The organism is Paenibacillus sp. BGI2013, assembly GCF_002843485.1.
Lineage (GTDB): Bacteria > Bacillota > Bacilli > Paenibacillales > Paenibacillaceae > Paenibacillus > Paenibacillus amylolyticus.
On the sequence record NZ_PJFA01000001.1, the window covers coordinates 427,321 to 452,446 of the forward strand.

Sequence of the window (25,126 nt, forward strand, 5' to 3'; positions counted from 1 at the left end):
GGATGTCATCCATGGTGATTTCGTAGAAAAATGATTCTGTTTTACTTGGTTGTAATGTAGGCTGCGAGCAATCGTGCCGTATTCAGGACAGCATCCTTATGTGTACGCTCCATGGAATGAGACGCGTGAACCCCTGGACCGATCAGTGCTGCTCGGATATTGTTTCCTCCGCGCAATGCTGCACTGCCATCTGAGCCATAGTGGGGATAAATGTCCACGACGTAATCCATTCCATCTTGTTTGGCCAGTTCAATGAGACGGCTAGTCATATCATAGTCATACGGGCCAGAAGAATCTTTGGCACATATGGAAACGTCGGTTTCTTTACAGCTCAGGTCATCACCCATAGCTCCCATGTCTACAGCGATCATTTCACTGATTTCCGCAGGGATATATGATGCGCCATGTCCAACTTCTTCATAGTTCGAGATAAGCAGAGAGACGTTATGTAATGGTTTCCAGCCTTCACGATGTGCAGACTCAAGGATGCCAAAGAGGGCAGCCACGCTGGCTTTGTCGTCCAGATGACGTGATTTGATATAACCACTCGGCGTGATGACTGCGCGAGCATCAAAGGAGATAAAGTCGCCGACAGAGATCCCGAGTTTCAACACATCTTCCTTGGAGGAGACGACCTCATCGATTCGAACTTCCATATGGCTCTCGGACCGTTCAAAGGTACGTGCATCCGGATAGACGTGGACAGACGGATGAAGGGAGAGAATGGTGCCCGTGTATGTTCTTCCATCTCGAGTATGGATGCTGCAATATTCGTTTTCGATACTTTGCATGGAAAATCCACCGACAGAAGTAAGCTTCAATGTGCCGTAGGATGTAACCGAGCGTACCATGGCCCCTAGCGTATCCACGTGAGCGCTTAAAGCGATTGTCTTGGAAGAGTCCTGTCCGGGCAATGTAAGCACCGCACCGCCCTTGTTATTCAGCTCACAAGCGATGCCCAGTGCTGCTGCTTCCTTCCGGATCATCTCGATAATATGATGTGTGTAACCACTTGGGCTTGGTGTATCCAACAATTTTTTCAGGAAAGACAGAACGTATGATTCATCAATTGTAAAACTCATTGTGTAATTTCCTCCTCGGATCATGGGTATGGTGTGAAACAAAATACAGCCTGTCTGGGGGAGAGAATGTGATACTACCATTCCTGACTCGCCAGCAGGCTGTCTCTGATTGGTTACAGTGTTCCCGTAGGGTTTCCTTTGCGCTGACTCTGGATCGAATCATTCTCCAATAGGCTGTCGGATTCATTTGAGTCAAGCGAATCCATCGATTTGAAAGAATCCAACGTAGATTTGTTTGTCGCGGAACTTTCCAATTCAGTTACACGCAATTTCAATTGCTTGTTCTCGCGTTGCAGTCTGTATTGGCGATAGATGCCATATGACCCTACAATAATTCCACCGATCAGGGTACAGCCGAGAATCAGCAAGATCAGCGGGATTTGTACCGTGTTAAATAACAGGTTGACTTGTACGGAATCCACATTAATAACCGCAAAGATTCCCGTGAGCAGTGCAAAAACAAGACCTGCTATGAGTGCCCATTGCATTTTCATGGTGTTGCCTCCTTGTTGAACAATTGAGAACTAGATATGCATTACCCATATTCGGGTATGTTGCATCTTGCAATGATGATAAAATCCCCTGCCCAAACGGGCAAGGGATGCAGGTCACATGGAAAGACAACCTTATTTGGTTAGTTGCTCCATCTGTTCAATCAGTTCCTTGAAGACACTCATAGCTTCACGAATTGGCTGTGGTGTAGACATATCCACACCTGCTTTTTTCAGAATGTTGATGGAGTAATCACTGCCACCACTCTTCAGGAAGCCAAGATAACGGTCAACAGCCGGTTGGCCTTCTTCCAGGATTTGCTTGGAAAAGCTTGTTGCTGCGGAGAAGCCTGTAGCATATTTGTAAACGTAGAAGCTGTTATAGAAGTGGGGAATACGAGCCCATTCCATTTCAATTTCTTTGTCAACTGCCATGCCTTCTCCGTGATATTTAACGTTCAGATCATAATAGATCTCGGATAACAATTGTGGTGTTAATGCATCACCTTGTTCCGCACGTTCATGAATGATTTTCTCGAATTCAGCAAACATGGTCTGACGGAATACCGTTGTACGGAATTGGTCGGCATAATAGGTTAACAGATACAATTTTTCCTTTGGATCTGTTGATTTGTTAAGCAGATAATCCATGAGCAACGCTTCGTTGGTTGTAGATGCAACCTCTGCCAGGAAGATGGTGTACTGTGCATCACGATACGGAAGTGTTGTATCCGAGTAATGTGAATGCAGAGCGTGACCCATTTCATGTGCGAGTGTGAACATGCTGTTCAGGTTATCTTTGTGATTCAACAAGACATACGGGTGAGTGCCGTAAGCGCCCCAGGCATATGCGCCTGAACGTTTATTTTCATTCTCATATATATCGATCCAGCGGTTATCATATCCAGTCTGCAATGCGTCAGCATAGTCCTTGCCGAGTGGTTTCAGACCGTCTTTAACCGTTTGTTTCGCTTCCTCATAGGTAATATCCATTTTGTATTCGTCTACGAGTGGAGCGAACAGATCGTACATGTGCAATTGATCCACACCCAGCAACTTTTTGCGCAGGTCCATATAACGATGCAATAACGGAAGGCTCTCGTGAATGGTGTCTACCAGATTGGTATACACATCCGTTGGGATGTTATCTCCATATAGGGACATTTCCATCACGGAAGGGTACTTCCGAACATTAGCATAGAACATATTTTTGGTTACATTTGCATTCAAGGCAGCCGCAATTGTGTTCTTCTGTTTGGCATACGTTTCGTATACCGCTTTGAAGGCACGTTCGCGAACTTCACGGTTAGGGTTCTCCAGGAACTGAATGTAGCTGCCGTGTGTCAGCTCAACTTCGTTACCATGTTCATCCTTGATTCTTGGGAACTTGAGATCGGCGTTATTCAGCATGCTGAAGATTGTCTGTGGTGCTTGTGAAAGGTTGCCTACCTGTGCAAGCAAAGCCTCTTCTGCTTGGCTAAGAACGTGGGCTTTTTCGCGTTTCATCTCTTCCAGCGTAAATGTATAAGCAGAAAGTTTTTCGTTCGCAATAAATGCGTCCAACTGATCATCCGGCAGGGAAAGAATCTCCGGTGTGACAAAAGAAAGTGCTTCACCAACCCGTACGCCTAATTTCTGGGCTTTTTGGGACAGGTTTTGATATGTAGGATTCGCTGTGTCTTCATCTTGATGCATACGTGCGTACACAAATAGGCGTTCTATTTTGAGGCTGATCTCATCTTCGAATTCGAAGCAAGATTTGAGTACATCAGGTTGATTCAGTTTGCCTTGGAATTCGGAGGCCTTCTTGGTCAAAGACGATACTTCTTCATATTCTTGATCCCAGGCTTTCTGATCGGCAAATAAATCTTCCAGTTTCCAGCTATGTTCAGCCGGCACCTCGGAACGTTTCAATAATTGACTCATGGAAATCCCCCTTTGATGATCTGATGAATGTATGGACGAAGCTGCCTTCGTCTCGCTTGCCTGTGCGGAGAGAGACGAAGGAATCAGACTAAGTACCAGGATAACAGATAGCGATTTCTGGTATTTCAACGGCCTTCCTCCTTACGATACGAATAATCTCGTATAGTATGACCTTAGGCACGTTGAAATATTTGAGCATCTGGGTCCCCGTGATTAGGCTCCCATGTTATACAGAAAATAAACGATCAGGAAAAAGGCGAAACAAATGAGCAGGGTAGCAATAAGCGCCATTCCCCGTCTTAATCGATCCGGGATGGAATTGCGTCCCAGAATAAGCACAATACCAAGGGAGAAGGCAAGGATAATAAAGATGACGACATTGCTTGAGTCAAGCTGCATGGGTTAGACCCCTTTGAAGGCAGCCATCAATTGACGCCATTCATCCTCACGGTTCTCAAAATCTGCTTTTGGAAAACGGCGTTCAGCCCAGTGCATTAATGCAGGACGGCTAAGGAATGTATGGCATTCTTCGCCCCACTCTTCCGAAATTTCTCGCAGTACGAGATATTTGCCTTGAACTTCTACGGTCATCATATTCCACTTGTCTGTTTTGTATATTTCATGTTTTTTTATCATAGGTAGTCTCCAAACTAACGGTTTTGGTAAAATGATACCGTACCCTACGATTCAAAGCAAATTTTTTCGACATTTATGGAAAGATAAATTGCAAAATGGAAGCCCATACAGTATAATAAGGGTATTCGCCATAGATGGCGATATTTTTAGGAGGTTTTTCATTTGAAAGGTACAGTTAAATGGTTTAACGCAGAAAAAGGCTATGGCTTTATTTCAGTTGAAGGCGGCGAGGACGTATTCGTACATTTCTCCGCAATCCAAGGAGATGGCTTCAAAACATTGGAAGAAGGTCAAGCGGTAGAATTCGAAATCACTGATGGAAACCGTGGTCCTCAAGCAGCTAACGTAAACAAACTGTAAGAATTTATCCGGTTAACGGACTTCTTATATATTATAAATTTATAGCTGAATATTAAGAACCTAAGCACAGTCCCCCATGGGAGGCTGTGCTTTTTTTGATTCTAAAATTTTCAGTGTAAATAACGGTTGAATACGATGTAAGTTTTCCTGTGTGTTCAGGAGACACGATTGGTCATGCTGGACCATAACTTCAATCCGAAACCGATTAGTGCAGCCAGGGAGAAAGCCATAGCGGTGAGATAGAAGGTTTGTCTGCCTGCATGTTCCAGCAGCAGTCCGCCCAACGTTCCACTAAGAAGTCCCGAAGCACTGGACCAGACAATGGTGAACAAAGCCATACCTGTAGCTCTGTAGCCGTCCGGAACTAGGCGAATGATGTAGCGGACCGCCGTAACGTAGAAAATACCAAAGGTAACACTGTGCATCGTCTGAATCGCAACAACAGCTGCAGGTGTATCGGAGACAGACATGAGAAGCAAACGAACCGTATACATCAGTGCAGCAAAAGCAATTAGCGGCAGTTCTTTATAACGGTTTCCATACTTGCTGAGCAATAGAAATATGGGGATTTCACTTACGGAAGAGATCAGCAAAGACCAGCCGATCAGCCCCTCGCTGGCACCCAGATCTTTTAGCGTGATGGTAAGAAATGCTTCGTTCATGCGATGTCCCATGGCAAGCAAAAATACACAGCCAAAAAAGGTGAGCACATCTCTGCGTTTCAAAATAGCCCATAACCCCGATAGATCCATTTTGCTACTGCTTCCCGAAGGTTGATCCTTCAATTGAAAACTGATCAATAGTGTAGTTGCAGCAAGACCAACGCAGACCCAAATCGTCCATGCTGGACCAAAAGATCCAAGGAAATACCCGATACTTAATGCAAAGAAGGCATAACCGATCGAGCCGAAGACTCGAATGGAAGTGAAATTTCGGCCGTACTTGCTGGCCGTTGTAATAGCCATCGTATCGGAGAGTGGATAGACCGGATAATAGAAAAAGTAAAACAGGGTCACGAGTACAAATACCTGACCGAAAGTTGTTGCATTGGCGAGCATGATCCCTGTGATCAATTGACCACCAAGCAGAATGATCATCACTTTGCGTACCGTTTGGTAGCGGTCGCTGGCCATGCTCCAGAACATATTGGAGAACACAGAGATGAGGGGGCCAATTCCGTAGAGATATCCAATCTCAGCCCGACTGAAACCCAGATGACTGAAGTAAAGCTGGAAGTAGGATACCACCAGGACGGTGGAACCAAAGATGGTGAACATGAGAGCCCGAAGCCAGTTCTGATCCGGGCGGGCGTTGTGACTTAATTTCATGATGAGAGACTCCAATCCTGATAACAATTCAATGATTTTATTACCCTTTCAGGGATGTTGATTTACGGGCTTTCGGCACGGACATCGTAGGTTCTTGCTTCGTGCGCCGGATGACAAGCCAGACAATGATGAGCTCGGCGAGCAGGCCAAGGGATTGGGCAACAGCGCCAATCATGCCGTTCCACGCAGGAAAAATACTAACCAGTATAAGCAGCACAATTACCGTGCAGATTGCATTCGCCGTTTGCGAACGAAACATCGTTTTTGTCTGACCGCGAAGCAGAATGAGGCCATTACTGAAATCCAGAAAAGGGAAGATCAGTGGAAATAAGACGAACGCACGCAGTGTCCACAGACTTTGTTGCAAAAGTTCGCCCTGAACGCTCATGACATTTTCGAGTACCCATGGTCCCAAGGGGGTATAGGCAATCGACACCATCATCGCAAACGGAATAAATCCGGTGACAAGTGCAAATTTTCGTACCAATTTGGCGTCCACAAGGTAGAAATTCAGCACGATCTGATGGATGTATGTAAAGAAGCTTAGCATCAACTGCATCAGACTGCTTGCTATGGCAAAGGATGAAATGGCTAGTGCGATCCCGGTCGTTTTGCCAAGTACGATGTTAATAACCGGTCCTATGAACAGCGCTACAAAGCTGGATAACAGAAGCGGCTTATAAAAGCGAAATACGTCTCCCTTGCTCTCGACGGGATGATCCTCAAGCTTGGCTGGCATCTTGCGCTTGATGCTGTTACCCTCCAGAAAGCTGACAAGCGCTTCAATCATCATGCCAGTAGCAAAAATGATAGCGCCTACACGTCCACTGTCAATGCTGTCTGTGTATATGAAATAGAGGGATAGGCCGTACATTCCGGCTAAACGGAATACCATCCCGATGGTTAACCACTTGGTGCGGTTATTCGTAATGATGATCCCCTGATAGATGTTGCGGATCACTGAAAAGATACTTACATACATGAGAATTTCATATACGTCGATGACTTTGTTCAGCAGATCCGGACTTACACCAAACAAGTATTTGAACACCCCGGTACCAACGGGAGAGTATACGATAAGAAACCCAATGAGAAGCACACAGGCAAGAAATATTTTGGTCACAAACGTGAGGGCCTGAAAGGAAAGGCGATCGCGAACCAGTGCGGAACAGGTTTGCCGCAGCAGGGTGGAGGGGCGTTCCGTGAGGGTTAACAAGCTACCGGCGATGGCATAGCTGGCAATAACCGTCTCGGGATGAGCGGAACGTGCTAATGTACTGTTTATAATGACGTGAGAAATGGTGACGAGAGAGGCGGAAATGCCAAGTGGCACAAAAAAAGAAAATAACCGTCTCCACGAAAGTGATTCACTTGACGACATGTCAACGACTCCTTTGGACGACATGTCAACGACTCCTTTGATGGATGAAATATGCCTAGTATATCACAAAGCTTTGGGCGCGGATGCGATTTTTTATGCGGAATATACGGCAGATCATTTGTACAATTAAGGGGATCATATTATAATAGGAATGGTTAAAAATCGCTCTAATACGTATTCAACCAAGTGGAGGCACATTTATTTTGAGCCAATCAAATCGAAAACGTCATCAATATCCGCGTGGACCGCTGGCATTGATGAGAGGGGTGTACAAATACACCATTCCGGAAACACGGAAGGCACTGAATGGATGGCGTGCTCAAGCTGAGGCGATTCCGAATGAGGAATTGCGTACACAGGCACTTGCCAGTCTGAAGGATAAACAGTTTCACTGTGAAGGCGGAACCGTCTACGCATTAGCTGATTTGCCAAACAGACACATTCTGATTCCGCTGATCGTTTCATATCAAACTATTAGTGATTATTTGGACAATCTGTGCGACCGCAGCACGTCGATGGACCCGGATGACTTTCGTCTTCTCCATCAATCCATGCTTGATGCGGTAGATCCCGAAGCAATTCCCGTCAATTATTATGCCCTCCGTAAGGAGCAGGATGACGGTGGATATCTGCGGAATCTGGTGACCACATGTCAGGAACTGACCCGTCAGTTACCAGGCTATACGTCCGCCAAGCCCCAAATTCAGGATCTGGCAGGCCTATACACGGACCTGCAGGTATATAAGCATATCAAGCCGGAACTGAGAGAAACGGCACTGCTCGAATGGTGGTCGGAGCATCGTCATCGCACACCTCAGTTTCGTTGGAACGAATTTGCTGCTGCAACTGGCTCTACACTGGGCGTTTTCATGCTGTTTCTGGCTGCGAGTGACGATCAGTTGACTGAAGAGCAAGCGGCCTCGATCCACACGGCCTATTTCCCACATGTATGCGCATTGCACATTATGCTCGATTATTTAATTGATCAGGATGAGGACCGCATCGGGGGAGATCTCAACTTCTGCAACTATTATGAGAATGTGGAGACAATGCTGGACCGAATTGCTTTTATTGTGGAGATGGCACGCAGCGATGTACAGAAGATTCCGGGAAGCTCCTTTCACCGGATGATCATCGAAGGACTGATTGCCATTTACCTGTCTGATCCCAAAGTCAGCGAACAACAGGAAGTTCGCGTTGTATCCAAACGTCTGCTGAAAAATAGTCCGATCACAAGAATATTTTTCTTCATTTTCAGTCGCTGGATACGGAAAAATATGTAAGTCAGGTGTGATATTGCGGAGCCTGAAGTGAAACTAGAGGAGGAAGAAACATCATGACAGCAGTAAAGAAAATCGCAGTATTAACGAGCGGTGGTGATTCACAGGGGATGAACGCGGCTGTTCGTGCGGTTGTTCGCAGCGGACTGTTTCACGGTCTCGAAGTATTTGGAGTTCAACGTGGATACCAGGGTCTTTTGAATAATGACATTTTCCCAATGGATTTGCGGAGTGTAGGAGATATCATCCAACGTGGGGGAACGGTTCTTCAATCGGCACGTTGCAAGGAGTTCTATACCGCTGAAGGTCAGCAAAAAGGTGCGGACATTCTGCGTGCGCGTGGCATTGACGGTCTGGTTGTTATCGGTGGGGATGGTTCCTACAACGGAGCAAACAAACTCAGCAAGCTGGGCATTAACACCATGGGTCTGCCAGGAACGATTGATAACGATGTTTCATTCACCGACTATACCATCGGATTTGATACAGCTGTAAGCATAGTAGTTGATGCAGTAAACAAATTGCGTGATACGATGTCTTCACACGAACGTTCTTCCATCGTTGAAGTTATGGGTCGTCACTGTGGAGATATCGCTCTGCATGCCGGACTTGCTTCGGGTGCTGAAACGATTCTTGTCCCAGAAGTTCCGTTTGACATGGACGAAGTAGCAGATCGGATGAAAGCTAACTTTGCACACGGCAAACGTCACAGTATTATTATCGTTGCTGAGGGCGTGGGCAAGGGTGAAGATGTAGCAAAAGAACTGATGGAACGTTGCCCAACGTATGAGCCGCGTGTAACCGTTCTGGGCCACATTCAGCGTGGGGGTACGCCAACACCTTTCGACCGTAACCTGGCAAGCCGTCTTGGCGACTTCGCTGTTCGCAGTCTGATCGCAGGCGAGACAGACAAAGGTTGTGGCATTATCAAGGGTGAACTTACCCTGACGGATATTGATAAAGTGGTTAACACAAAAAAAGATTTCGATATGGTGACTTACGAGCTTGCACAACGTTTGTCCCAATAATTCGATTCATACGCAAAGAGCACAATCCCGTTTTAACGTGATTGTGCTCTTTTTGTTGTTTCACGGAGTGAGTATATCAATGTTACGCCTTGCGGAGTGCGGCTTGTTTTTGTACCAGGAAGAGTCTCCAGAGAAGCGCTGTTGCTCCTACAGCAAGGCCGGCAATGAGTCCAATCCAGTATCCGAAGGCACCGAGTGAAGTATACGTAGCTGTTAGGTAACCTACAGGCAGACCAATAATCCAATACGCTATGAACGTAATGATCAGTGCCGGATTAACATCTTTGTAGCCACGTAATGCTCCTTGGGTCGGTGTAGCAATCGCATCCGAGATCTGAAAGAAAATGGCGTAGATGAGGAAATGCTGCGTAAGTGCAATGACCTCTCGATCGTTTGAATACACGCCTGCAATCTGTTCGCCGAACACAATCAACACGATCGCTGTCAGCAGTGATAGCCCAATGGCCCCACCTATTCCGAGCAGGCTGTATTGTTTGGCGTCTCTCAGACGCCCGGCACCTGCCTCGAAGCCCACAAGGATGGTAAGAGCCATACATATGCTCACAGGTAACATGTAGAGCGTAGAAGCGAAATTCAGCGCCGCCTGGTGGGCAGCAATTGTTGTGGTATCGAAACGGCTCATCATTAAAGTCACAGCAGCGAAGATGGACGTTTCGAAAAAAGTCGCAAATCCGATGGGTACCCCGATTTTGAGTAACTCTTTCCACTTGGCCAAGGAAACACGCGTCCACTGACGGAAAATGCCGTACTGGGCAAATGGTTCGACCCGATGGACAAAAAAGAGACTAATAAGAAAGATCAGCCAGTATGTACATGCTGTAGCCACACCGGCACCAACACCACCCAATTGGGGGAAACCCCAGCGGCCGAATATCAGCAGATAATTCAGTATGATGTTAACGGGCAGGGAGACCAACGTAATGAACATCGTAGTCCTTGTCTGGCCAAGTGCATCCATGAAGCTGCGCAGCACTGTATATCCGAAGAGCGGAATAATGCCAAAAGCAAGTGCGCACAAAAAATAGAAGGCAACTTGGGCAACCCGGGGCTCCAGAGGCATTCCGTTCAGTATAGGGCCAAGTAACAACGCCCCGGCTCCGATAACGACGAGACTGACTGCGATCCCGAGATACAACGCCTGGATGACGTTATACCCGATCTGATCATTACGTTTGGAACCTAACAGATGGGAAACGACAGGTGTAATACCGATCAGAATCCCGCTTAGTCCAGTTTGAACTGGCATCCATAGACTTGTGCCGATTGCGACGCCTGCAAGGTCGGCCGGAGAAAACTTGCCTGACATATTGGTGTCGAAGAACGACATGGCAGAGAGGGCGATTTGAGTGGTAAATATGGGCAAAAATATAATCAGGAATTGCTTCACTTTTTGGGAAAAACTTGTTGTGTTCATGTTCACTGGCAGTGCCTCGCTATTCTAAAGAGATGTCATCCAAGTGTCATATCTGGACAGCTATTTATTGTAGTGGATTTTGTTCAATTTGAATAGGGACAGAAGCAGAGTAGGGGTGTACAGAGAAAAATGAACACCAAAAAACCTCGCTCCGCTTCAAGCAGAACGAGGTTGGATGAAATGAGAAGTATGAAAGAGTGCGGATTACTTATATTGTACACCTGATGTATAACGGTTGGACGCATTCCAGAGCAGATATTCATGTACATCCATGTCTTTCATTGCTCTAATCTGGTCTTCCACTTGTTTCTTGCCATACTTGACATAGTGTCCACTGCCCAGCCAGCTTGCTGTGAAGTCCTGGATCCACGGACGAATGACGGGTTTGAGTTCTTTGGTAGGGTCTAGTTTCTTGTGTGTATCTTCCATTGAACCCTTGATGGTTGTGTAAGGATCTTTGTCAGGGTCCTTGACCCCATACCAGCCAGTAGAATAGTGACTAGGGTATACCATCGGTGAGATGACGTCCACATTTTCGGATATTTTAACAAAATCCTGTCCAATGCCTTCAGCCGCAGGTACAGAAGCGGCATAACCAAAAATATCAACCGATACCCGAACACCTAGCGGTGCCAACTCCTTGCGTGCATATTGCACGAATTCAGCCACAACATCCACTCGTGACTTGTCAGATTTGGTATATTTCAGTACATCGGCTCGAGTTTCGAAACCTTCCGGGAAACGAACGTAGTCAAATTGAATCTCTTTAAATCCAAGCTTGGCTGCTTCCTTGGCAATCTCAATGTTATAGTCCCATACTTCCTTGCTGTACGGATTCACAAAGCTGTCGCCTTTGCCATTTGCCCATACAGATCCATCCTTGTTACGGAAGGAGAGCTCCGGATTTTTCTTGGCAAGAATCGTATCTTTGAATACAACGACACGTGCAATCGGGTAGACCTCATGTTTTTGCAATCGTTTCATCAAGGCATCGATATCCCGAATAAAAGGTTGCGATTTACCCATTTTCTGAAGCGCTTTGTTTTCTGTGGGATAAGTTATGTATCCGAGATCGTCTTTGATATCAATGACCATGGCATTCAGTTCTGTACTGTCTGTCAGTTCCAGAAGTTCTTTCATACGTGCGCCGCCTGCGCTGTAGGCCGTTACATAAATACCTTTGACCACAGGTGCATCAGGTTGAGGATCAATTTTGGCAGGTGGGTTATCGGCATCAATAACAACCTGATCTTTTTGAGATTGGATAATTGCGGTGTTAAAACTGTTGGTTAACGATTGGAATTGAGGGGTTCCCTGGTCCGCCACTGCGGGGGCACCACCAAAGCTTCCAAAGGCCATAGCCATTAAAGCCCAAAACATGTTCATTCATTTCCACTCCCTTATGTGTGCATTCCATGTATGAATTATACATTAAAGCCTCTGGGCTTTTAACCATATTAATCAAGTAATGAAACACATGGAAAAAATGAAAACCGCTTCCTGCTGAGGAAATCCCCTGCAAGAAGCGGCGTGATCAATCTGAAAAAAATTATTGAATGTAAATCTCATTTTGATGCTCACAAATACTGTACTGAATGATTTCCATTGCGTCTCCCTGTTCCAGGATGCCCAGCCCATCCCGGAGGACAATCAGTGAGTCGAGTTCATTCGGTTTCAAGAAAGGGAGCATTTCCGGGCACCATCTGTTGACAATCTCAAACAGTTTTACCGTTTCCATATCCACAATAATCACCCTTTCCTACTCGAATTCCAAAATGGTAAGTCATTCGGCGCGATTCGGGAAAGCATATGGCCTGTGAAATTGAAGGGTTGAACCTGCTATACAACATATTTAGGAGCCGTACACCGTTATTATACCACAATGTTGTGAATTGTTAACCGTACAGGTGTCTCAACTTCTGCGAAATGAACCCATAACACCAACCGTTTCCACAATGTTAACAAAAGCGTTTGGATCTGTATCCTTGATAATACGTTTAATTTCAACCAACTCGTAGCGGGTGGTAACGGTCATGAGCATGTCCTTCTCAATATCCGTGTAGGCTCCCTGAGTCTTAATTTTGGTAACTCCACGAGGCCGAACAAGTAATTTTTTTAACATGGCTTCGGTTTCGTTTGTAATAATGTACAGTGTTACTTTGACGTGACTGATATGGATCAGATCAAGCACTTTGCCTGTAATGTAGATGGATACCATCGAGGCCAAGGCTGTATTCCAATTGTCACTCAGGTATCCTGCAAGCATAATGATCGTACCGTTCATACCGGCCATCACTGTACCAATCGGAAAGTCTCGTTTACGCGTGAAAATGGACCCAACAATGTCGAGTCCTCCTGTGGAGCCGCCGACTCGGAAGGAAACGCCAGTACCCATTCCAATAAGCACACCGCCAAATACAGAACTAAGTAAAGGGTCTGTAGCCACAGCAAAAACAGGCAGAAGCGCAATGAACCAGGAAGTGGCTGCTACCGAAAGAATACTTAATGTAATGAAGCGTCGTCCAAGAATAAACCAACCTGCAATGAGCAGGGGAATGTTAAGAACAAAATACATTATACTAAGATTCAACGTTGTAAAATAACCCAGAAGCATTGAAATACCGGACACCCCGCCGCTTAAAAGCTGATGGGGGACCAAAAACCAGTTGAAGCCGCAGGCAATAGCTGCAGCACCCAAAATGATCACTAAAGAGTGCCAAATTATTTTGGGCAATTTAATCACCTCATTTATATTTAAAACCAGATTGCTGGTAATCTTGAATTGTTTTGTGATATAATAATTTGTGGATATTCTTGAGTAGGAAACTTTTCCTAAATGGAGCAATAAAATTTTGAAATGTTTCAAACACATGTATGTAGTTTTAGTCTTATGTTGGGGACCCATTCATGGAATTATATTCGTTAGTGAAAATAATTCGTCCCGTTGGGATACCCTATAAATATTAACGCTACTTAAGAATACAGACAACAAAGTGGATTGTCCACCATGTCCACCATATAAAAGGAGCATGAATAATTTTGACAAATTTAAACTTTACAGATTTCAATCTTGAACCACTGGTGCTGCAAGCCATCACTGAGCTCGGGTTTGAAGAAGCAACACCGATCCAATCCAAAGCGATTCCTTTGGCACTCGAAGGCAGAGATTTGATTGGTCAAGCTCAAACAGGTACGGGTAAAACAGCTGCATTCGGTATTCCGTTGATCAGCAAAATCTCAAAAAGTGACGAGAAAATCCGCGCCCTTATTATGGCACCTACACGTGAACTTGCAATTCAAGTTGCTGAAGAGATCGAAAAACTTACTCGCTTCAAAGGTCTTCGCTCCCTGCCAATCTACGGCGGACAAGATATCGTGCGTCAAATCCGTGCACTGAAAAGAAAACCACAGATCATCATTGGTACACCTGGACGTCTCCTTGACCACATCAACCGCAAAACAATCAAACTAGATGATGTACAAACTGTTGTACTGGATGAAGCAGATGAAATGCTCGACATGGGTTTCATGGAGGATATCCAATCCATCCTGAAACAAGTTCCAGACGAGCGCCAAACTATGCTGTTCTCAGCAACAATGCCTCCTAACATTCAAAAATTGGCTCAACAATTCTTGAACAATCCTGAACACATTTCTGTGATTCCGAAACATGTTAGTGCACCATTGATTGACCAATCCTATATCGAAGTACCTGAGCGTCAAAAATTCGAAGCATTGAGCCGTTTGTTGGATATGGAATCTCCTGAACTGGCGATCGTATTCGGACGTACAAAACGTCGTGTTGACGAATTGGCTGAAGCTTTGCAAAAACGTGGATATTCTGCAGACGGTCTTCATGGTGACTTGTCCCAGAATCAACGTGATGCGGTAATGCGTAAGTTCCGTGACGGCAGCATTGACGTACTCGTTGCAACAGACGTGGCTGCACGTGGTCTCGACGTATCTGGCGTAACTCACGTTGTTAACTTTGACCTTCCGCAAGATCCGGAGAGCTATGTTCACCGTATCGGTCGTACAGGTCGTGCGGGTAAAGAGGGTGCTGCTTGGTCCTTCGTTACACCGCGTGAGATTGATCACTTGCACTTCATCGAGCGTGTAACACGTCACCGTATTCCACGTAAACCACTGCCAACAATGGCAGAAGCGGTTGAAGGTAAACAACGTTTGACAGCAGAGCGCTTGCTGGAAATCGTACAATCAGGCGAACTGAACGAATACAAAGGTATTGCGATTCAAATGCTTGAGCAATATGATTCTGTTCAACTGTTGTCGGCTGCACTGAAGCTCCTGACAGGTGACAAGAAAGATGCTCAAGTTGACCTGACTCCTGAAGATCCAATCCGTGCAAAACGTCGTAAACCGGATGTTCGCTCTGGCGGACGTAAACCATCGGGTTACAGCGGTAACCGCACAAGTGGTAGCGGCGGCAGTGGTGGTGGTTACAACCGCGATCGCAACAGCAGTGGCGGCGGACGTGGCGGTTACAACCGTGATCGTAACAGCGGCAGCAGCACTGGCACTGGCGGTGGAAGCAGAGAAGGTGGTTACAACCGTGACCGCAAACCGCGTCCAAGCAGTAACGAAGGACGTCGTCCAGCGAAAGATTCTTCTTTCGAGTAATTTAAACGTATGATCTGAAAAATGGAGCGGGCAACTGCTCCATTTTTTTATTTTCAAAGTGACTGCATCATTTTATTTTACTATCATAAGCGGCCAGAAGCGCTAGCTAAGGACAATGACGATCTCTTTTCGGGAAGTACTGGCTTTTCCTATCTATAATAAGGTATATTAATATTAGACTTCAGGTAATTCGCAAGGCTGCAGAGGAGGAGAAATGTTTGGAATTTAAAGGAGCTATGGGTGGGATCTACCGGCTTACAGAGTGGATTACGAGACTGGCCGCAACCAATCTGTTGTGGGCTATTTGTTCGTCTCCGTTCTTGTTTTTCTTGATTATGAAACTGCTCGTGATGCAGCAGAACCTCGCAAACGAATCATTGCAAATGAACTGGGCTATAGCTATTGTGGCACCGCTTACACTGTTCCCGGCGACTTCGGCGCTGTTTACGGTTGTTCGTAAATGGAATATGGGCGATACGGATGTACCGATCTTCCGTACTTTCTTTGTAGGTTACAAGGAAAACTACAAGCAAAGTTTAATTGGGGGTATTTTTTACACACTGCTATTCGCGATTATGTATCTGGATTATACAGTGTACATGACTCAGTTCCGCAATATGCAGCTCGTGGGAATCATCATGTTAGTACTGCTTCTCTTGTTATTTGTATCACTCTTTAACTTCTTCTCGATGGTTGTACATTATCATATGTCCATCGGACTCATTATCAAAAACGCGGTATTGCTTACGCTGATCAGACCATTCCGTGTATTTTCCACATTGCTGGGAAGTGGATTGCTGTTCTACATCGGTTTCCGTTATCCGGTCTTGTTTGTTTTCTTCATTATCAGCATCATTGCCTGGTTTGCTTTCTTTAACTTCTACGCAACCTTCAACAAGATGCAGGAGCAGATGGAGAAGATGCAACTCAAGAAGGAAGAAGAGGAAGCTGCTGCGCTGGCTGAACAATCAGCAGAGAATGGTGAAACACCTGAGTCATCCGACGACAAAAACATTACATTGCAAAAATAAAACATGATGAATCGCCATTTACTTTTTACACAGTTAGGGATATAATAATTGTACATCCTGCGATGTACGTTTCGGTTATTCGTTGTTTTGAACCAATGATGATGTCTTCGGGAGATCAACACAGAATGTTGCTGAAAAGCCCTGTCTATACGACATAGGGACTTCAAAAAGCATTTTTGCGGTCACCCACCTGCCAAGCAGGTTCATAAGACAATGTAGCCGGACGGCATAGGCGGGTTCCTAAATCTTCATGTACAGCACCCTGACTTTTCCTCTACAAAAGGAATTTCAGGGTGTTTTTAAGTTGTGATGAATGTTTTTGATTGGTTTTATGATAAATATGATGCTTGCCCTTTTGTTACTACTTGAACAATGTTACACTAAGATACATAAATGGAACGGTTACAATCAAAGGAGGAAGGGTCTTGACCTTAAAGAGAACGCTCGTCGGTATCATCCGCAGCATGGAGGGGACCAGCGATCGAGCCAAGGATCCCAAATTAAAAACACGGTATTATAACTTATCCAAAGACAGAGCCTGGGAAGAGGTCTCTTCGACACTCAAAAAGATTCCGGGTTATAAAGTGCTACATGAAGTGCCTTCTGTTGGAGAAGTTATTCTGGAGAAGCGGACTACCTTTGGACGGACGATGGATATTACAGTTTCCATTATCTCAGTAAGTCCTGTTCGCAGTGCGGTGGATATGTATTCAGCTTCACGTGGTTCACTTGGAGACTTGGGTTCCAATTATCGCACGATTATGAACTTATTCTCTGTACTGGATAAAAAGCTAAGCAAGTATAAAGCAAATGATTGAAATAGATGATAAATAACAAAAAGCGAGTGAAGGTTAACCTTCCTCGCTTTTGTTCTGAACGTATGATAACTTCTACAGCAAAGCTTTTACAGCAGCAATCGCTTGTTCGAAGTTAGGGGAGTCTGTCATTTCAGGCAAATACTCCACATATGTAATCCGGTCTTCGGCATCCAAAACAAAAATGGAGCGCATGTCGAGTTGGAATTCTTTGATCAGAACGCCGTAGTCTTCACCGAAAGAACGTGTTTTGTAGTCTGACAATGTAACTACGCGGTCAACACCAGCTGCTCCACACCAACGAGCCTGAGCAAACGGAAGGTCAACACTGACTGTCAAGACAACAACATTGTCTCCGAGTTCTCCAGCTTCCACGTTGAAACGACGAGTTTGCGCATCGCATACGCCAGTATCCAGGGAAGGAACAACGCTGATTAATTTGATTTTGCCTGCGAAGTCTTTCAGGGAAGCGTCCTCAACCAGGTTCTTGCTCAGTGTAAAATCAGGTGCTTGATCGCCCACTTTCAGTTCGGGTCCGATCAATGTAATAGGGTTGCCTTTAAATGTGGCTGCGCCTGTACGTTCTTGTGTCATAATAATGTTCCTCCTTATAAATTGGTGATCCGTGCCAAAATCCATTATAATCTTTTATGAAAGGCATTGTCCAATTCGGGCATGTACCATTACGATGGATCAGAGATGTGAGTCCGATCTGAACAGGGTGGAGTGAAAGAAGAAATTTATGATATTTATTCGCTATGAGAACTGGAAAGGTTATTTGAAGTATTTCCCTTTGACGTCGCTTTTTTTAATTGCCAATGTAGTCATGTTTATTGTGTTAACGGTGAACGGTGGATCAACGAACAATATGGTGTTGCTGAAATTTGGGGCACTTACGAATCATGAACTGTTCGCGCATGAATGGTGGCGTTACATTACATCCGTGTTCCTGCATGCGGGCTTCGGTCATTTATTGTTTAACAGCTTTGCGTTAATTGTATTTGCTCCACCGATGGAGCGTTTGCTCGGGTCGGTAAGGTATGGTGTATTGTACCTGGGTGGTGGTGTATTGGGTAATATTCTTGCTGTTGCGTGGTACAACTCGGTTGGGAGTATTACCATCTCGGTAGGTGCTTCAGGAGCGATCTATGCCGTCTATGGTGCATTCCTGTATGTAGCGCTGTTCCAGCGAACGATGATGGACGAGGCTTCGCGCAAAACGATGTACACATTGCTTTTGTTCGGGATCATATTCTCCTTCGCCATGTCAGGCATCAATTGGATGGCTCACCTTGGCGGATTGTTGGGTGGATTCTTTATTTACGGACTGTTGATCAGATTGTGGAAACCCCGCAGCTTAAAGCGGTAGTCAGAACGTTCTCAAGATGGAATACAGTCAAGGATAAGTAGTGTATAACAGATTGGAGCGATCAGGCGAGTGGAATTAAGACAGTTGCATTACTTTTTGAAAGTGGCACAGAAGGAACATGTAACACAGGCTGCTGAAGAGTTGCATGTGGCACAGTCGGCGGTGAGTCGTCAGATTCATCAGCTGGAAGAAGAACTGGGCGTGGACCTTTTTATGCAAAAGGGACGAAACCTGCAGTTGACTGCAGTGGGGCAGCTTTTTTGCAAACGAATTGAAGGTATATTAAAAGATTTGGACAAGGCAGTTGGGGAAGTTCATGAGTTTCTGGACCCGGAGCATGGAGAGATTCGAATTGGGTTTCCGCATAGCCTGGGGATTCATCTCATTCCTTCCGTGGTGGCTGCTTTCCGTCAGCGCTACCCCAACGTGAAATTCAGATTCAAGCAGGGGATGTTCCCTACGCTGATTCGTGATGTGTTATCCGGAGAGGTAGACTTGGCATTCATTTCTCCTTTTCCAGAAAAGCATGATCAAGTAGATGGCGATATTGTACTCACGGAAGAATTACATGCGATCCTTCCTCCTAATCACCCGTTAGCTGGTGAAGAGACAATTGCGCTTGAACAGCTCAAGGATGATAAATTTGTATTGTTTAGCAAAGGTTATTCTCTTCGACCTATTGTATGGCATGCCTGTCTGGAAGCTGGTTTTACACCCAAGATCGCTTTTGAAGGGGAAGAGACCGACACCATCCGCGGATTGGTCGCTGCGGGCATGGGGGTCAGTCTGTTGCCTGAGATGGCGTTATTCCAGACGAATCCGTTGCAACCGGCACATGTGGCTATCTCCCATCCAAAAGTAACGCGAACTATCGGGTTAATTCATCGTGCGCATGATAAACTGCCGCTGGTTGCTCAGTCCTTTCGTTCATTCTTGCTTGATTATTTCGGTTTACAACAAAACAATACCCCATCCGATTAACGGTGGGGTATTGTTTTTTGTTTTTGTTGTATTAAGTATCCAATTAATCGCGGCTGTTGAAGATTCCGATGTAACGAATCAACTCAAGCAGTGAAATCAACGCTGCAGCAACGTAAGTCAAGGCTGCGGCATTCAGAACTTTTGCAACACCTTTTTCTTCTTCATTACGGATGTACCCTTCGGATACCATAATCTCTCTAGCGCGATTACTTGCATTGAACTCAACCGGTAAAGTGATGAGTTGGAATGCTACAGTTACGGAGAAGAAGATGATACCGATACCTACAAGGTTCATGGCATTGAAGATGAATCCTGCAATTAACAGGAATGGAGCTAATCCGGATGCAAAGTTCACAATTGGGAAGATCCGGTGACGCAGTGCCAGCATCGGATAACTTTCTTTATGCTGAATGGCGTGGCCAACTTCGTGACACGCTACCGAAACAGCTGAGATTGAGTTTTCGTAATATACTGGTTCTGATAAACGTACAACCCGATTGATCGGATCATAGTGATCAGAGAGTGTACCACGTACAGGTTCAATTGGAACATCATGCAGGCCGTTAGCATCAAGCATCTGGCGAGCGGCATCGTAACCAGTCATTCCGTTCTGGTTCGGTACCTCCGACCAACGTCTAAACGTACCTTTAACGCGAAATTGCGCCCATAAAGAGAGCAAAAAGGCGATAATGATCAATACGAACATACCGTTATTAAAACTCATATTCATTCCTCCGCTTTCTAAGAATAAGCTACATCATGGTGTTCTCAAGCAAGATTTTTAGTGCCTCCATTGTACCGGCACTTTTGGTGAGGAGTCCTGCCATCATTTTACGTGCTTGTACAGGTTTCATCTCTCCAAGTAGCGGTTTGAGTTCGTTAACCTCTCGCTCAAGTTGTTGTACGTGAAGTTCCAATGTTGTCAATTTGCTGGCAACTTGTTCTTCTGTACTAACCAGACGCCACTTCTCAAGAGATTGTTTAATCTCGTCGAGACTATACTTCTCTTGTTTCATCTGTACAATACGTTCAAGCCTCGTTAAAGTTTCATTACTATAGAGACGATAATTTTTTTGTGTACGTTCTTCGGGAGCGATTAGTCCAAGCTTTGTGTAATAATCAATCGTCCGTTCACTAACACCAGCGGTCTTGGCGAGTTCGCCAATCCGAAAAAGTTTCATATCCCCAATGATATTCACCTCGCTTGCAAGTTCAAATGTAGGGAATTGTAGTTTCCACTTGTGAATTTCTAGACTACGCCCAATTTTTCTTACTAATAAGTATGATACATGATCTTTAACCGTACAGTCAAACGTTATGCTTTGGCAATCAGCATACTGCATTTCTATATCAATGTACTCATAGAATGTGATTATGTACTTAAGTGCAAGAAAAAGACGTAAGACTTTATTCCCAGAAATAATTTTCAATTTTGATGAAAATACTCTTGTCAACTTTCCTCTCTTCTGCTTATAATGACATTAAGAGTTTCACGTTATGTGAAGAAACTTAACATAAGAGGGAGTGGGGTATATGAGAAAGAAATGGTTGGTTTCCATGTTAGTAATGCTTACTTTGTTCGCTTTTCCGGTTAGCGCATTTGCGGCTGCGGAGGGTCCGACTAACATTGAACTTCAAAGTGGTTTGAACTCAGCCTTTACGTTTCTGGCTGTTGTACTCGTGTTCTTGATGCAAGGGGGATTTGCTTTACTTGAAGCGGGTTCAACACGAATGAAGAATGCAGGACACATTGCGGGTAAGACCATCCTGACATTGGGAATTTCAGTTATTGCCTTCTGGGCTTTGGGTTTCGGTCTTGGTTTCGGTAATGGTAACAGCTTCTTTGGAACAACAGGATTCTTCCTGAGCGGTGACAAGATGGCTGCTTCCTTCGAATCACTGGCTTTCTCCGATGTTCCACTGACTGTTAAATTCGTTTTCCACCTCGCTTTTGCGGCGGTATCTCTGGCCATTGCCTGCGGTGGTATGGCTGAACGTGCAAAAATGAGCGTATATATTGTATTCGGTACACTTTATACCATTATCATGTATCCGGTTGTTGCTCACTGGGTATGGGGCGGCGGCTGGTTGGCTGAGCTGGGTATGCAAGACTTTGCAGGATCGACGGTTGTTCACTTGACTGGCGCGACTGCAGCATTGGTAGCGACGATCTTGTTGAAACCACGTATTGGTAAATACAACAAAGACGGCAAACCTAACATCATTCCAGGTCACAACCAAGTGTATTCCGTACTCGGGGTTATTATCCTCTGGATCGGTTGGTTCGGTTTCAACCCAGGTAGTACGTTAACTGCCTTGGATGACGGATTCTTTGGTTATGTTGCATTAACTACTAACGTAGCTGCTGCAGCTGGTGGTGTTGCTGCACTGTTGATTTCTTGGGCAGTTCTTGGCAAGTCCGATATTCCTAGCATGTTGAACGGTGTGCTTGCGGCACTCGTTGCAATTACAGGTGCTTGTGCCTTCGTTGAACCTTGGGCAGCTTTGGTTATCGGTGCTTTGGCTGGTGTTATCACATTCTTCACGGCACAGTACTTCGATCGTAAAGGAATTGACGATCCAATCTACGCTTTCTCCGTACACGGTGTTGCTGGTATGTGGGGAGCAATCTCCACAGGTTTGTTCGCTACACCAGAACTTGCTGAGCATGCGGGTGTAGGTCAAGCGGGTCTGTTCTATGGCGGTGGATTCCACCAATTGGGCGTACAGCTTCTCGGTCTGGTAGGTGCTTTTGCCTTCGTACTGGTAATGTCCTTCATTATTCTGGGCGGTATGAAAGTGATCATGGGCATCCGTGTTACTGAAGAAGAAGAAACAATGGGTCTAGATATCAGTGAGCACGGTACTTACGGATACCCTGAACAAATGAAAAATGTAGATTCTAAATCCAATGGTGGTACGTTCAGCTCCTGAGGTGAATGATGCTGAATCATGCTTCAAGGAGGCTGGACATGATGGAACCCATCTCGTATAGAAACTATTCCTGGTCTTATCAGGGAATCGATGGTGCGGTGTCTTCTCAAGAACTGCGCCAGGCACGTGTAATATTACAGAACGAGCTCCAGGAATTGTTGTCCGCTTCCTTGTCGCCGATCGAGTGGTACCAAACGGTAAATGAACTGCATGACCGGATTGCACGGAAAGCAGTAGAGTTATGCATTCAGGGGATGGTTGAGGAAGGCTTCGGCCAACCTCCCGTCCCCTATGCCTTTATCGTATTTGGCAGTTCCGGCAGGGAAGAAGCAACGTTATGGAGTGATCAGGACAATGGCATGATCATTAGCGATACTCCACAAGAAGGTAAAGAGGAATATTTTGCTCAGCTCGGACTGCGAATGACGGATATGTTAGAAGAGCTTGGTTACGCCAAGTGCGAAGGCAAAGTCATGTGCTCTGAGCCACTCTGGAGAAAAACGCTGGCGTCATGGAAGCAACAATTAGCAGATTGGAGCTCGGATCTGAATTGGGAGCCCGTTCGTAATCTGATAATTGCTTCAGACATGCGTTTTGTTGCAGGTGAACAAAGTCTGGCGGAGGAATGGATCACGAGTTTTTATGAACAGTTCAGACTGGTTCCTGAACTTTCGGATGCAGTTCTTCGCAATACGGTTAAACATAAAGCTACATTAAATGTACTCGGACGTGTGGTCACAGAACGATTTGGTGAACATGCAGGCGGATTTGATGTCAAGTATGGCTTGTACATTCCGCTGGTGAACAGTGCACGTTATTTGGCTTTGCAACATGGGATCAAGGAGTCATCTACGTTAAAAAGAATGGAGAGACTGACTTCACTTGAAGCTGTTCCATTTACATTACTGGATGCATGCCAGCGGGCCTTCTTTGCCGCTTTGAAATTTCGCAGAAGTACACCGATTGTCATCCAAGGGGATTTGCAACATAGCAGTGGGTTCCTGGATGAGAAACAGATGAAACAAAAACAGATTCATTATGAGCTCAGGGATACGCTCGGGTTGGTACGACGAGTGCATCGTGCTTTGCAAAGACAGTTGCGTTTTGCAGAAAGGAGACGTCCATGAGAGAGCCGGCAAGGGGCAATACAGGATTCTGGAATTCGCTGCGTCAGGGAGGGGTTCCTTCCGCCATCGCTTCCATTATGGGAGCCCCTACGGCGCAACACATGGCGTTTATCCGCTCTATGATGAGAGAACAGCGCAGACCTGAGGTTCTGCATACACCTCTAAATGAGCTGGACGCAGTTGTATTTGATCTGGAAACGACGGGATTTTCGCCACAGCACGGGGATGAGATTATCTCATTTGGTGCGGTCCGTATACATGGAGGTGTGGTACTGGAAGGAGAACAGTTTTATACGGTGGTGCAGTCCAAGACCGCAGTTCCGGAACATATTACTGAACTTACAGGTATTACACAGGAGATGACGTTGGACGCACCAACTTTGCTGGAAGGGTTGCATGATTTCATGTCTTTTGTAGGTGGAAATGTTCTGATTGCACACGCAAGTGCGCATGACCGAGCCTTTCTGAATGCAGCTCTGTGGCGGACTTCAAAGGTAAGGCTGACGCATCGTTTAATCGATACGATGATGTTGGCCCGCTGGCTTGAACCAAGCAGGCCGGGGTATGGTCTGGATGAATTGCTGGAATCCAGAGGGATTCCGATCTATGGACGTCACCATGCACTGGAAGATTCAAAAATGACTGCACAGTTATGGTCCTGCTACTTGGAGGACATGACTCGTAAAAATGTGGAGACCTTGGGTGATCTGTATACCCAGCTAAGTCACGCATAACGGAACGGGAAGCAGATTGTATGAAGGCACAACGTGTTGTGCCGGATCCTGCCATTCCTTCGAAGATTCAATCAGATAACCGTTCAGATGCATATGAGATCGCGACCCGCTTGTAAGGTCGGGTGAGCCGATGAGGTACATCTGAAGCAAACCGGCGAAGGCCGGAAGAGCTTGCAAGTCCTCTAAGGAAGGAACAGGCCTGGTCTGGGGATGAGAATGGAAGATACCGATGAGCTTGGGCTCGGAGAATACGCACCGAATCCATTCGGCATCGTCCAGAGTAAAATGGTGCAGCGGGTCAGGTGCTACGTTACGAATGGGCTGAAACCGACTGATTCGTATACCGCCCGCTGCGGTTTCACCCAGCATAACCCCGCAGGCTTCTTGTGGTAGCGAAAGGAACATGTGCTTTGACATCTCTTGTTCTACGGAAGAAGGGATGTAGAAGGCGTTTTGCTGCCCGTGAAGTGCTGCCATTTGTATTCACCCCTCTCTCTTTGGCTCCTGCTACGGCAGGAGTCCTTTTTCATTTTATTTTCTGTGATGC

Annotated in this window: 26 protein-coding genes and 1 other RNA gene; 12 read left to right on the forward strand and 15 right to left on the reverse strand. The window is 45.6% G+C overall.

What is annotated here, in order from left to right:
• Positions 1-41: 41 nt before the first annotated feature.
• The 5 genes from CXK86_RS01910 to CXK86_RS01930 form a co-directional block, all read right to left on the reverse strand.
• Positions 42-1,082 (reverse strand): M42 family metallopeptidase, encoded by a 1,041-nt coding sequence (locus CXK86_RS01910; protein WP_101313395.1) that lies wholly within the window; start codon positions 1,080-1,082, stop codon positions 42-44.
• A 113-nt stretch (positions 1,083-1,195) separates the two neighbouring features.
• Positions 1,196-1,576 carry a LapA family protein gene (locus CXK86_RS01915; RefSeq protein ID WP_076318419.1) on the reverse strand — a complete coding sequence of 127 codons (381 nt, stop codon included), beginning with the start codon at positions 1,574-1,576 and terminating at the stop codon, positions 1,196-1,198.
• 132 nt (positions 1,577-1,708) lie between these two features.
• Entirely contained in the window at positions 1,709-3,499 is a 1,791-nt protein-coding gene (gene pepF / locus CXK86_RS01920; RefSeq protein WP_036609671.1) for an oligoendopeptidase F, read from the reverse strand.
• 213 nt (positions 3,500-3,712) lie between these two features.
• Positions 3,713-3,898 carry a hypothetical protein gene (locus CXK86_RS01925; RefSeq protein WP_036609669.1) on the reverse strand — a complete coding sequence of 62 codons (186 nt, stop codon included), beginning with the start codon at positions 3,896-3,898 and terminating at the stop codon, positions 3,713-3,715.
• Between the two features lie 3 nt (positions 3,899-3,901).
• Entirely contained in the window at positions 3,902-4,135 is a 234-nt protein-coding gene (locus CXK86_RS01930; protein ID WP_017689395.1) for a hypothetical protein, read from the reverse strand.
• Between the two features lie 162 nt (positions 4,136-4,297).
• Between CXK86_RS01930 and CXK86_RS01935 the strand changes: the two genes are divergently transcribed.
• Positions 4,298-4,495 carry a cold shock domain-containing protein gene (locus tag CXK86_RS01935; protein WP_017689394.1) on the forward strand — a complete coding sequence of 66 codons (198 nt, stop codon included), beginning with the start codon at positions 4,298-4,300 and terminating at the stop codon, positions 4,493-4,495.
• Between the two features lie 155 nt (positions 4,496-4,650).
• Here the strand turns inward: CXK86_RS01935 and CXK86_RS01940 are convergent, their stop codons facing one another.
• Together CXK86_RS01940 and CXK86_RS01945 are read right to left on the reverse strand one after the other, a co-directional pair.
• The gene (locus CXK86_RS01940) at positions 4,651-5,823 is read right to left on the reverse strand and encodes an MFS transporter (RefSeq protein ID WP_036670134.1); all 1,173 of its coding nucleotides are present in this window, start codon (positions 5,821-5,823) and stop codon (positions 4,651-4,653) included.
• Between the two features lie 40 nt (positions 5,824-5,863).
• Positions 5,864-7,228, reverse strand: coding sequence for a polysaccharide biosynthesis protein (locus tag CXK86_RS01945; RefSeq protein ID WP_257467751.1), 1,365 nt, complete (start codon positions 7,226-7,228; stop codon positions 5,864-5,866).
• Between the two features lie 179 nt (positions 7,229-7,407).
• On the opposite strand from CXK86_RS01945, the gene CXK86_RS01950 reads away from it, so the two are divergent.
• Both CXK86_RS01950 and pfkA read left to right on the forward strand, forming a co-directional pair.
• Positions 7,408-8,487, forward strand: a complete 1,080-nt coding sequence (locus tag CXK86_RS01950) for a tetraprenyl-beta-curcumene synthase family protein (protein WP_180361712.1) — start codon at positions 7,408-7,410, stop codon at positions 8,485-8,487.
• A 53-nt stretch (positions 8,488-8,540) separates the two neighbouring features.
• Positions 8,541-9,512 carry a 6-phosphofructokinase gene (gene pfkA, locus CXK86_RS01955; protein ID WP_036609663.1) on the forward strand — a complete coding sequence of 324 codons (972 nt, stop codon included), beginning with the start codon at positions 8,541-8,543 and terminating at the stop codon, positions 9,510-9,512.
• 82 nt (positions 9,513-9,594) lie between these two features.
• Here the strand turns inward: pfkA and CXK86_RS01960 are convergent, their stop codons facing one another.
• The 4 genes from CXK86_RS01960 to CXK86_RS01975 form a co-directional block, all read right to left on the reverse strand.
• Entirely contained in the window at positions 9,595-10,947 is a 1,353-nt protein-coding gene (locus CXK86_RS01960; protein WP_101313477.1) for an MATE family efflux transporter, read from the reverse strand.
• A 204-nt stretch (positions 10,948-11,151) separates the two neighbouring features.
• Positions 11,152-12,333, reverse strand: coding sequence for a putative glycoside hydrolase (locus CXK86_RS01965; RefSeq protein ID WP_036609661.1), 1,182 nt, complete (start codon positions 12,331-12,333; stop codon positions 11,152-11,154).
• 163 nt (positions 12,334-12,496) lie between these two features.
• Positions 12,497-12,685 carry a hypothetical protein gene (locus CXK86_RS01970; protein WP_029880762.1) on the reverse strand — a complete coding sequence of 63 codons (189 nt, stop codon included), beginning with the start codon at positions 12,683-12,685 and terminating at the stop codon, positions 12,497-12,499.
• Between the two features lie 174 nt (positions 12,686-12,859).
• A complete protein-coding gene (locus CXK86_RS01975; RefSeq protein WP_036609659.1) occupies positions 12,860-13,681 on the reverse strand; it encodes a YitT family protein in 822 nt (273 codons plus the stop codon).
• 305 nt (positions 13,682-13,986) lie between these two features.
• Here CXK86_RS01975 and cshA point away from each other — a divergent pair, with 305 nt between their 5' ends.
• The 4 genes from cshA (at position 13,987) to CXK86_RS01995 (ending at position 17,437) form a co-directional block, all read left to right on the forward strand.
• Entirely contained in the window at positions 13,987-15,588 is a 1,602-nt protein-coding gene (gene cshA, locus CXK86_RS01980) for a degradosome RNA helicase CshA (protein ID WP_036609657.1), read from the forward strand.
• A gap of 218 nt (positions 15,589-15,806) precedes the next feature.
• A complete protein-coding gene (locus CXK86_RS01985; RefSeq protein WP_101313396.1) occupies positions 15,807-16,619 on the forward strand; it encodes a YesL family protein in 813 nt (270 codons plus the stop codon).
• Between the two features lie 51 nt (positions 16,620-16,670).
• Positions 16,671-16,862, forward strand: a non-coding RNA gene (gene ssrS / locus CXK86_RS01990) — 6S RNA.
• A 182-nt stretch (positions 16,863-17,044) separates the two neighbouring features.
• The gene (locus CXK86_RS01995) at positions 17,045-17,437 is read left to right on the forward strand and encodes a DUF1499 domain-containing protein (protein WP_017689382.1); all 393 of its coding nucleotides are present in this window, start codon (positions 17,045-17,047) and stop codon (positions 17,435-17,437) included.
• A gap of 72 nt (positions 17,438-17,509) precedes the next feature.
• Here CXK86_RS01995 and tpx read toward each other — a convergent pair whose 3' ends face one another.
• Positions 17,510-18,028, reverse strand: a complete 519-nt coding sequence (tpx, locus tag CXK86_RS02000; protein WP_036609653.1) for a thiol peroxidase — start codon at positions 18,026-18,028, stop codon at positions 17,510-17,512.
• 148 nt (positions 18,029-18,176) lie between these two features.
• Between tpx and CXK86_RS02005 the strand changes: the two genes are divergently transcribed.
• Both CXK86_RS02005 and gltC read left to right on the forward strand, forming a co-directional pair.
• Positions 18,177-18,803 carry a rhomboid family intramembrane serine protease gene (locus tag CXK86_RS02005; protein ID WP_101313397.1) on the forward strand — a complete coding sequence of 209 codons (627 nt, stop codon included), beginning with the start codon at positions 18,177-18,179 and terminating at the stop codon, positions 18,801-18,803.
• A 69-nt stretch (positions 18,804-18,872) separates the two neighbouring features.
• Positions 18,873-19,784 (forward strand): glutamate biosynthesis transcriptional regulator GltC, encoded by a 912-nt coding sequence (gene gltC, locus CXK86_RS02010; protein WP_036609648.1) that lies wholly within the window; start codon positions 18,873-18,875, stop codon positions 19,782-19,784.
• Between the two features lie 43 nt (positions 19,785-19,827).
• Here the strand turns inward: gltC and CXK86_RS02015 are convergent, their stop codons facing one another.
• Together CXK86_RS02015 and CXK86_RS02020 are read right to left on the reverse strand one after the other, a co-directional pair.
• On the reverse strand, positions 19,828-20,508 hold the full coding sequence (locus CXK86_RS02015; protein ID WP_036609646.1) for a zinc metallopeptidase: 681 nt from the start codon (positions 20,506-20,508) through the stop codon (positions 19,828-19,830).
• A 28-nt stretch (positions 20,509-20,536) separates the two neighbouring features.
• Positions 20,537-20,965 (reverse strand): MerR family transcriptional regulator, encoded by a 429-nt coding sequence (locus CXK86_RS02020; protein WP_017689377.1) that lies wholly within the window; start codon positions 20,963-20,965, stop codon positions 20,537-20,539.
• Between the two features lie 352 nt (positions 20,966-21,317).
• Between CXK86_RS02020 and CXK86_RS02025 the strand changes: the two genes are divergently transcribed.
• From CXK86_RS02025 to CXK86_RS02035, 3 genes are read left to right on the forward strand one after another with little or no spacing between them, the layout of a single operon-like run.
• A complete protein-coding gene (locus tag CXK86_RS02025) occupies positions 21,318-22,718 on the forward strand; it encodes an ammonium transporter (RefSeq protein ID WP_101313398.1) in 1,401 nt (466 codons plus the stop codon).
• Positions 22,719-22,759: 41 nt separating this feature from the next.
• A complete protein-coding gene (locus tag CXK86_RS02030; RefSeq protein WP_373888051.1) occupies positions 22,760-23,845 on the forward strand; it encodes a DUF294 nucleotidyltransferase-like domain-containing protein in 1,086 nt (361 codons plus the stop codon).
• A complete protein-coding gene (locus CXK86_RS02035; protein WP_017689374.1) occupies positions 23,842-24,579 on the forward strand; it encodes an exonuclease domain-containing protein in 738 nt (245 codons plus the stop codon). The genes CXK86_RS02030 and CXK86_RS02035 overlap by 4 nt, the downstream gene beginning before the upstream one ends.
• On the opposite strand, the gene CXK86_RS02040 is transcribed toward CXK86_RS02035, so the two are convergent.
• Positions 24,565-25,056: a M67 family metallopeptidase gene (locus tag CXK86_RS02040; protein WP_101313400.1), complete on the reverse strand. Its 492-nt coding sequence runs from the start codon at positions 25,054-25,056 to the stop codon at positions 24,565-24,567. The genes CXK86_RS02035 and CXK86_RS02040 overlap by 15 nt on opposite strands.
• Positions 25,057-25,126 lie beyond the last annotated feature (70 nt).

Coding starts and splice junctions, on each gene's coding strand:
- pepF (WP_036609671.1), bottom strand. CDS start 3,499: ATGAGTCAATTATTGAAACGTTCCGAGGTGCCGGCTGAACATAGCTGG.
- tpx (WP_036609653.1), bottom strand. CDS start 18,028: ATGACACAAGAACGTACAGGCGCAGCCACATTTAAAGGCAACCCTATT.
- CXK86_RS01940 (WP_036670134.1), bottom strand. CDS start 5,823: ATGAAATTAAGTCACAACGCCCGCCCGGATCAGAACTGGCTTCGGGCT.
- CXK86_RS01960 (WP_101313477.1), bottom strand. CDS start 10,947: ATGAACACAACAAGTTTTTCCCAAAAAGTGAAGCAATTCCTGATTATA.
- CXK86_RS02015 (WP_036609646.1), bottom strand. CDS start 20,508: ATGAGTTTTAATAACGGTATGTTCGTATTGATCATTATCGCCTTTTTG.
- CXK86_RS01970 (WP_029880762.1), bottom strand. CDS start 12,685: ATGGAAACGGTAAAACTGTTTGAGATTGTCAACAGATGGTGCCCGGAA.
- CXK86_RS01925 (WP_036609669.1), bottom strand. CDS start 3,898: ATGCAGCTTGACTCAAGCAATGTCGTCATCTTTATTATCCTTGCCTTC.
- CXK86_RS02030 (WP_373888051.1), top strand. CDS start 22,760: ATGGAACCCATCTCGTATAGAAACTATTCCTGGTCTTATCAGGGAATC.
- CXK86_RS02005 (WP_101313397.1), top strand. CDS start 18,177: ATGATATTTATTCGCTATGAGAACTGGAAAGGTTATTTGAAGTATTTC.
- CXK86_RS02035 (WP_017689374.1), top strand. CDS start 23,842: ATGAGAGAGCCGGCAAGGGGCAATACAGGATTCTGGAATTCGCTGCGT.
- CXK86_RS02020 (WP_017689377.1), bottom strand. CDS start 20,965: ATGAAACTTTTTCGGATTGGCGAACTCGCCAAGACCGCTGGTGTTAGT.
- CXK86_RS02025 (WP_101313398.1), top strand. CDS start 21,318: ATGAGAAAGAAATGGTTGGTTTCCATGTTAGTAATGCTTACTTTGTTC.
- CXK86_RS01910 (WP_101313395.1), bottom strand. CDS start 1,082: ATGAGTTTTACAATTGATGAATCATACGTTCTGTCTTTCCTGAAAAAA.
- CXK86_RS01915 (WP_076318419.1), bottom strand. CDS start 1,576: ATGAAAATGCAATGGGCACTCATAGCAGGTCTTGTTTTTGCACTGCTC.
- CXK86_RS01965 (WP_036609661.1), bottom strand. CDS start 12,333: ATGAACATGTTTTGGGCTTTAATGGCTATGGCCTTTGGAAGCTTTGGT.
- pfkA (WP_036609663.1), top strand. CDS start 8,541: ATGACAGCAGTAAAGAAAATCGCAGTATTAACGAGCGGTGGTGATTCA.
- CXK86_RS02040 (WP_101313400.1), bottom strand. CDS start 25,056: ATGGCAGCACTTCACGGGCAGCAAAACGCCTTCTACATCCCTTCTTCC.
- CXK86_RS01930 (WP_017689395.1), bottom strand. CDS start 4,135: ATGATAAAAAAACATGAAATATACAAAACAGACAAGTGGAATATGATG.
- CXK86_RS01945 (WP_257467751.1), bottom strand. CDS start 7,228: ATGTCGTCCAAAGGAGTCGTTGACATGTCGTCAAGTGAATCACTTTCG.